Source organism: Pedobacter jeongneungensis (assembly GCF_000633455.1).
Classification (GTDB): domain Bacteria; phylum Bacteroidota; class Bacteroidia; order Sphingobacteriales; family Sphingobacteriaceae; genus Pedobacter; species Pedobacter jeongneungensis_A.
Genome location: NZ_AYMG01000041.1, coordinates 21,014 through 28,391 on the forward strand (window position 1 = coordinate 21,014; position 7,378 = coordinate 28,391).

Here is a 7,378-nt window from a genome sequence, read left to right on the forward strand (position 1 = left end):
ATGTATTAATTTCCCGGAATGGCCTCAATTAATTTTCTTGTGTATTCTGCTTTCGGTGTATTAAATATCTGTTCGGGGAAACCTTCTTCTTCGATTTTTCCTTTGTTCATGACTAAAATACGGTCTGAAATGTGTTTAACAACAGCAAGATCGTGGGAGATGAAGATATAAGTGAGTCCGAATTCGTGTTGGAGATCTTTGATGAGGTTTAAAACCTGTGCCTGCACGGAAACATCAAGGGCAGAAACCGATTCGTCGCAGATGATAAATTTAGGTTCTAAAGCCAAAGCCCTGGCAATTACCACACGCTGTCTTTGTCCGCCGCTAAATTCGTGTGGATAGCGGTTAAAATGTTCTTCTTTTAAGCCTACTTTATTGAGTAGCTCTAATACCTTTTGTTTCCGTTCGGTATCATTGCGGTGTAGTTTATGCACCTGTAAGGGTTCTAAAATAGATTGACCGATGCTTAACCGCGGATTTAAAGAAGCATAAGGATCCTGAAAAATGATCTGGATGTCTTTCCTTAATTTACGGAGATCAGTTTTATTGATGTGCGTAATGTCTTCTCCATTAAAAATAATCTGACCAGAAGTGGGTTGGATTAATCTTAAAATGGTGCGCCCCAAGGTGGTTTTACCACAACCCGATTCGCCTACCAACCCTAATGTTTCTCCGGGGAAGACTTCGAAATTCAATTGATCAACAGCTTTAACATAATCGGTGGTTTTTCCGAATAAACCGTTATTAATGGGATACCAGGTGCAGAGATTTTTTATCAGAAGTAATGGCTGTTGTGCATATAATTTTTTCCTTCGTGCAGCTATTTCGATAGATGTTAGTTGATTTGATGCTTGTAAATGCGCTGAGGCATCGTCAATTTTTCCTGTAAGGAAATCGGCCACCACAGGTAATTTTTTTAATTGCAGGCCAGGGGAAGGGCGGCAGGCAAGTAAACCTTTGGTGTAAGGGTGCTGTGGATTTTCGAAAATGGATTTTGCGAGTCCCTGTTCTACAATTTCACCTTTATACATTACGGCAACTTCGTCGGCAATTTCATTTACTACGCCTAAATCGTGCGAAATGAAAATCATTGCCATGTTTCGCTCCGTTTTTAATTTTAAAAGCAACTGAAGAATTGTTTTTTGAACGGTTACATCCAAAGCGGTGGTTGGCTCATCGGCAATCAATAATTTCGGATCGCAGCTTAATGCCATGGCAATCATTACACGCTGTTTTTGTCCGCCGGAAATCTGGTGCGGATAACTATCGAATATTTTTTCGGGACGGGGTAACTGTACTTCATTAAAAAGTGCAATGGTATGTTTTTTTGCTTCCGCTTTATCTACTTTTCTGTGCAGCATAATGGCTTCAGCCACCTGATCACCACAAGTAAAAACAGGGTTGAGCGAAGTCATGGGTTCCTGAAAAATCATCGAGATCTGGTTTCCCCTGATCTGGCGGATTTCATTTGAGCTGAGGTTGAGCAGACTAATCTCTTCAAAATCAATATTGCCTGTAATTTTTGCAGCTTTTTCATCGTGCAAGCGCATAATGGAAAAAGAAGTAACCGATTTTCCGGAGCCAGATTCGCCTACAATACCTAAAACAGTTCCTTTTTTTACGTTAAAACTGATCTGTTTTACAGCTTTGAACCAGGTTTTATCTTCCTGGTTATAAAAATCGATATTTAGGTTTTCAACGTTTAGCATCAGATTTTAGTAATCAGGAGTTCTTTTGAGCCTGTTTCTAGGCTATTATATTCATCTAAATGAAAATGATGGTCAACCGGAGTTTTATCCTGTGCTAAAAAGAGTAAGTGTTTTGCAAGAGAAACTAATCCTTCTTTATTAGCTGCAATAATAATTTGATTTTCGGTTACTTCAGTTTTGATGATAAATCCATCCTCCCAACTAAAAATCATTCCTCTTTCTTTGGAGTATTCTGGAATATTTAATTCAATTTTCATTACGTTACAATGGTAACGTTTTCTGCTGAAATTATATCCATTCCCTTAAATTTTAACAGCACCTGCGCGGTAGTAATTACATCTTTCTGGCAATAGGTGACAATCCGATCCAGGTTTTTCTCTTCATAATAAACCTGACGCACTTGTGAGCCATTAATGTCGTCTTTTGGAGTTGGGATATCCAAAATAGCTGCGAGCAAGTTTAATGAAGTGAAATGTTTGTAATCGCCGAATTTCCAGAGTTCCATGGTGTCAAGGTGGTTTACTTCCCATGGTTTTTTGCCCGAAAGTTGCAGCTGGACCGGAATTTCGATGCCGTTAACCAATAACCGGCGACATAAATAAGGGAAATCGAATTCTTTTCCATTATGCGCACAGAACACTAAAGTTGGTGCTTGTTTGCTTAACAGGGTTGAAAATTGCAAAAGCATTTCCTTTTCATCGTGACCAAAAATAGATTTGATCCGCAGGGAATAAGAATGGTCCTGTACATTAAAAATCCCCAGACTGATGCAGATAATTTTACCGAATTCGGCCATAATGCCTGCTTTTTCGTAAAAATCTTCAGGACTTTGGTCAGCACTTCGCTGATAATGTGTTTTTTGTTCCCAAAGCTCCTGAAAATGTGGGGGTACATCCTGAAATGACGGGTATTGCGGAACAGTTTCGATATCGATAACCATTACCTGATTGAGATCTAACGCCTTTAGCATACATAAGTAGTTTTCAATAAACAATTTACGATTTTCATTTCATAATCTCGTAGATAAATAATTTAACATAACAACAATATTCTATAGCTTTGATTATGGCGATAAGTAAATTTGAGCAATCTTTAGCAGATGGCGCTCACAAACAATTGCAACGGTTAACTGGAAATTGGAAAGGAACAACCAAAACCTGGTTCGAAAAGGATGTGCTGGCAGACGAATCTCCATCTGAAGCACAAATTACGTCTATTCTAGGCGATCGCTTTATTTCTCTTGATTATCATGGAAGTTTAGAGGGAAAACCTTTCGAAGGTAAAATGATTGTCGGTTTTGATATTCCTTATCAAAAGTTTACTACGAGTTGGGTAGATAGCTTCCACATGGGTACACAGATGATGCTTTCGAGTGGTGAGGCAACAGCAAATGGTTTTTCGGTTTTTGGGGAATATGGGAGTCCTGAATATGGGGAGCAGCTTTGGGGCTGGCGTACAACTTTAGAAAATATTAATGAAAATGAATTTGTATTAACGGCCTATAACGTTTCGCCGGAAGGGGAAGAGGCAAAAGCGACGGAAACGGTTTATAAAAGAGTAGATATTGTGTAGATATTGTTGGTCGGGATTTGTAATCCCGACCTTTAAATTCTTTAAGTGGATTACAAATCCACAACTCATTCAGACGAGATTGCAAATCTCGACTAACCATAAAGTACTTTCAAACCTATCAGGTTTTTGAAACCTGATAGGTTTATATCATTTAAAATAAGCTAGGCGGAGCCTGATTGGCCATCACCGGGATTTTTAAATCGGTTCCAACCGCTTTATTTAGTTTCTCGGTAAAATAGGCCGAAAATAAAGGGGATGAAAGCTCTACGTTCTGGTGTACAAAAAAATAAAGGTTCTGTAATCCCTGTTCTTTCCAGCTTACAATTCTTTCGATCCAGTCGTCAAGGCGTTTTTTATCGATTACATCATCGTTGGCACCCACGAAACGTACAAATGCTGTCGGTGTAGTTAAACGCATGTGTAGCATATCTCTTCTGCCCGAAGTATCGACAATGATGTTGGTTATACCGTTAGCCTCGAAAAGTTTGGCAAATTCGTTTGCAATGGCGGGGTTAGTAAACCATTCTGTATTCCTCACTTCAACGCCCAGTGGAATTACCTTTGGAAATTCGTTGATCACGATTTTTAACCGCTCGAAATCTTTGGGTTTAAAATTATCATGAAGCTGAAGAAAAGCCATGCCCAGTTTATCTTCAAAATTACTGATGGCATCGCAATATTGCTCAACAGGTTCTTTAACGTTGATCAACCTTTTAAAGTGACTGATGGTATTGGTGAGCTTTGGGAAAAACTTAAAATCAGCAGGCGTTTTTTGCGTCCACGTAATTACCTGTTCACTGGTTGGCATGCCGTAAAAGGTGGCATTTAGTTCGATCGAATTAAACTGGGTTGAATAGTAGGTTAATTCATCCTTGGTTCCTTTCGGATAAAAACCTTTTAAATCGGCTTTATTCCATTTTGCACAGCCTACAAATGCCTTAAAATCCTGTTTAGGTTTATTTGTTGTTAAAATTGATGCTGTTTCAGGGGCATCAGCCGGAAGGGTATAATCTATAATCGAAGGGTCGTCTACTTTACCGAATTGCATTTTTAAAGGTTTTAGGTGTAAGGTAAAAGGTTTAAGGCAAAAAAAATACCTTAGCTTATTCAACTAAGGTATTTATATATTGTAAAAATAAGAAACTTGTGCTTTGCTTTAGCTTATTGTGGAAAGTTTATCTTGGACGCAGTCAATTATGCCTCATTCACTTTTTGAGCGGAGTATAACAAAGCTGACCTAATATCCTCTTTTTCTAATACTGGATGTTCCTCAAGGATTTGTTCTTCATTCATACCGGCTGCCAATAATTCAAGTATATCAGAAACTGGAAATCTTAATCCTCGTATTGTTGGTTTTCCGCCCATCAAACCATCTGTAGAAGTGATGCGGTCAAATAACTCAATCTGTTCTTGCGCCATACTCAAATATAAAAAAAAATACCCCAGTTTAAAAAACTGAGGTATCTATGTAATGTGATATAAAATTTTACTTTTCGAACATCTTACAAACTGTAAGCTCCCAACTGAAAACTGAATTAGTAACCCAGTATCTTCAGCACCTGCTTACTGTTCTGTTCCTCCCCAAAAACCTCGAAATTGAAGCTTTCATCACGGTTCCTGCGGATCAGTACATGTTTTGGGCTAGGCAATAAACAGTGGTGTATACCACCATAACCGCTCAATACCTCCTGGTAAGCACCGGTATGGAAGAAACCTAAATATTGTACTTTACGCGTTTTTGGCATAAATACACTGTTCATGTGCGCTTCTTGGTTGTAATAATCCTGTCCATCGCAAGTAATACCACCCAGGTTAACCCGTTCGTATTCAGCATCCCAGTTGTTGATTGGTAATAAGATATACTTTTGGTTCAGTGCCCAAACATCAGGTAAATTGGTGATGAAAGAACCATCCAGCATTAACCAGCGCTCGCGATCGTTCTGTTGTTTACGTCCCAATACTTTGTAAAGAATACCTGAAGCTTCGGCAACGGTATATTTACCAAATTCGGTTATAATATCCGGTTCCATTACTTCGTGGATGGCGCAGATTTCCTTGATCCTTTTCACAATTTCGTTTACCATATATTCGTAATCGAAATCGAAAACCAACGAATCTTTAAATGGCATACCGCCACCAATATCAAGGGTATCTAAATCAGGATTGATTTTTTTGAATTTGCAATAAAGCGTTACATATTTCTCTAACTCGTTCCAGTAATATGGCGAATCGGTAATACCCGAGTTAATGAAGAAGTGCAACAATTTAACCCTGAAATTAGGATTATGCACAATTTTATTGTTGTAAAAATCAATAATGTCTTCCATACGTACACCCAAACGCGAAGTATAAAACTGCGAATCTGGCTGCTCTTCTGCTGCGATACGGATACCCAGGTTACAAGGCGTATCAATATCAACCTCATCATCAAAAAGGTTAAATTCTTCCTTATTGTCTAAAACCGGGATAATATTGGTGTAACCATCGTGCAACATATCAATAATATATTGCTTGTACTGGTAGGTTTTAAAGCCGTTGCAGATAATGGTTGTATCTTTTGTTAACACACCTTTTTTCTCCAAAGCATCAACCATTGGCATATCGAAAGCCGAAGAAGTTTCTAAGTGGATGTTGTTTTTTAAAGCTTCTTCTACAATATGTTTAAAATGCGAGCTTTTTGTACAGTAGCAATACTTATAATCGCCACGGTAATTGTTCTTTAAAATAGCGGTCTGGAAAAGAATCTTCGCCTGCTGAATCTTCTTGCTTACCATTGGTAAATACGTGAAACGTAGGGGGGTACCGTATGTTTCAATCATTTCCATCAGGTTTAAATCCTGAAAATATAATTCATCATCTATCACATCGAAACCCTCTTGCGGGAAACCAACACTTAGATCAAGAAATTCTGAGTAACTCTGCATTTACTTTTAAATAATTTTTGCAAAAATGTAATTTTAAATCGAGAATTAATCTTTAATAAAAATATTTTTACTGTAGAGAAACGCTTAGCCTAACTACAAAATTTCAGCACAAATTGTTTTTGCGAAAAAATGGGGTGGGTTGTTTTGGTAATGCTTTGTAGTACAGTTAGATAATGGATTGTGTTTTGCTTAGTGATTTGGAAAGCAGGTTCCTGTTTTTTATAGGTTGGGGTCGGCCCTGCTCTACACTTTATCCCGAAGAAAATTCGGGATGTTCGTTCCGATCAGGTTTATTGAAATTAGGGTAGTGCTGCTATTTGAGGTTTAATAGCGAGTGGGATAATTTTTAAAGAAAAAGTCGTCATTGCTAGGATGAAGAACGAAGCAATCTTAACGCGTTTAATAATAGCGATCGTTGTAAGATTGCTTCGTCGGCTGAAAAAGCCTTCTCGCAATGACGGAAAACTAATATTTACCTGGCAAATGTATCTCCGCCAGCATAAATCTTTTCTGTGTTCTCCGTGTTTCCATGGCAAAAATAAAAATGGTTCGTGGAGACACGAACCATGGCGAAGAAATAACAGCTTAAGATAAATCGTCATTTCGCTGCGCTTCGGTCGAAATGACGGCTGATTTTTACAACTAATCCCAAGGTTGGTGGCTCCCCAATCTCATGTATATTTATTTGGCATGGCTGGTGAGCTACCAGCCATGGGTAGAGGGTTTAATAGCGAGTACATATATACGCTAAGTGTTTCCGTGTTCTCCGTGTTTCAGTGGCAAAAATAAAAATGGTTCGTGGAGACACGAACCACGGCGAAGGAATAACAGCTTAAGATAAATCGTCATTTCGACCGCAGTGGAGAAATCTTTGAACTATCTAAAATAAATATAGTTCAAAGATTTCTCCATTTCGCTGCGCTTCGGTCGAAATGACGACTGATTTTTACAACTAATCCCAAGGTTGGTGGCTCCCCAATCTCATGTATATTTATTTGGCATGGCTGGTGAGCTATCAGCCATGGGTAGAGGGTTTAATAGCGAGTGCATATATATGCTAAGTGTTTCCGTGTTCTCCGTGTTTCAGTGGCAAAAATAAAAATGGTTCGTGGAGACACGAACCACGGCGAAGGAATAACAGCTTAAGATAACTCGTCATTTCGACCGCAGTGG

Annotated in this window: 7 protein-coding genes; 1 reads left to right on the plus strand and 6 read right to left on the minus strand. The window is 38.6% G+C overall.

Annotated elements, in window-relative coordinates:
* Positions 1–5 precede the first annotated feature (5 nt).
* The 3 genes from U859_RS0129370 to U859_RS0129380 are packed head-to-tail and all read right to left on the minus strand — an operon-like array spanning position 6 to position 2,679.
* A complete protein-coding gene (locus U859_RS0129370) occupies positions 6–1,709 on the minus strand; it encodes an ABC transporter ATP-binding protein (RefSeq protein WP_025146780.1) in 1,704 nt (567 codons plus the stop codon).
* The gene (locus U859_RS0129375) at positions 1,709–1,966 is read right to left on the minus strand and encodes a hypothetical protein (RefSeq protein ID WP_025146781.1); all 258 of its coding nucleotides are present in this window, start codon (positions 1,964–1,966) and stop codon (positions 1,709–1,711) included. Before U859_RS0129375 ends, U859_RS0129370 begins: the two co-directional genes overlap by 1 nt.
* Positions 1,966–2,679, minus strand: coding sequence for a 3'-5' exonuclease (locus tag U859_RS0129380; protein ID WP_025146782.1), 714 nt, complete (start codon positions 2,677–2,679; stop codon positions 1,966–1,968). Before U859_RS0129380 ends, U859_RS0129375 begins: the two co-directional genes overlap by 1 nt.
* A gap of 95 nt (positions 2,680–2,774) precedes the next feature.
* Here U859_RS0129380 and U859_RS0129385 point away from each other — a divergent pair, with 95 nt between their 5' ends.
* Positions 2,775–3,281 (plus strand): DUF1579 domain-containing protein, encoded by a 507-nt coding sequence (locus U859_RS0129385; protein WP_025146783.1) that lies wholly within the window; start codon positions 2,775–2,777, stop codon positions 3,279–3,281.
* Between the two features lie 151 nt (positions 3,282–3,432).
* Here the strand turns inward: U859_RS0129385 and U859_RS0129390 are convergent, their stop codons facing one another.
* The 3 genes from U859_RS0129390 to U859_RS0129400 all read right to left on the minus strand — a co-directional run bounded on the left by U859_RS0129390 (position 3,433) and on the right by U859_RS0129400 (position 6,205).
* On the minus strand, positions 3,433–4,329 hold the full coding sequence (locus U859_RS0129390) for a DUF72 domain-containing protein (RefSeq protein WP_025146784.1): 897 nt from the start codon (positions 4,327–4,329) through the stop codon (positions 3,433–3,435).
* Positions 4,330–4,475: 146 nt separating this feature from the next.
* Entirely contained in the window at positions 4,476–4,700 is a 225-nt protein-coding gene (locus tag U859_RS0129395; RefSeq protein ID WP_025146785.1) for a DUF433 domain-containing protein, read from the minus strand.
* A gap of 116 nt (positions 4,701–4,816) precedes the next feature.
* A complete protein-coding gene (locus tag U859_RS0129400; protein ID WP_025146786.1) occupies positions 4,817–6,205 on the minus strand; it encodes an arginine decarboxylase in 1,389 nt (462 codons plus the stop codon).
* Between the last annotated feature and the right edge of the window lie 1,173 nt (positions 6,206–7,378).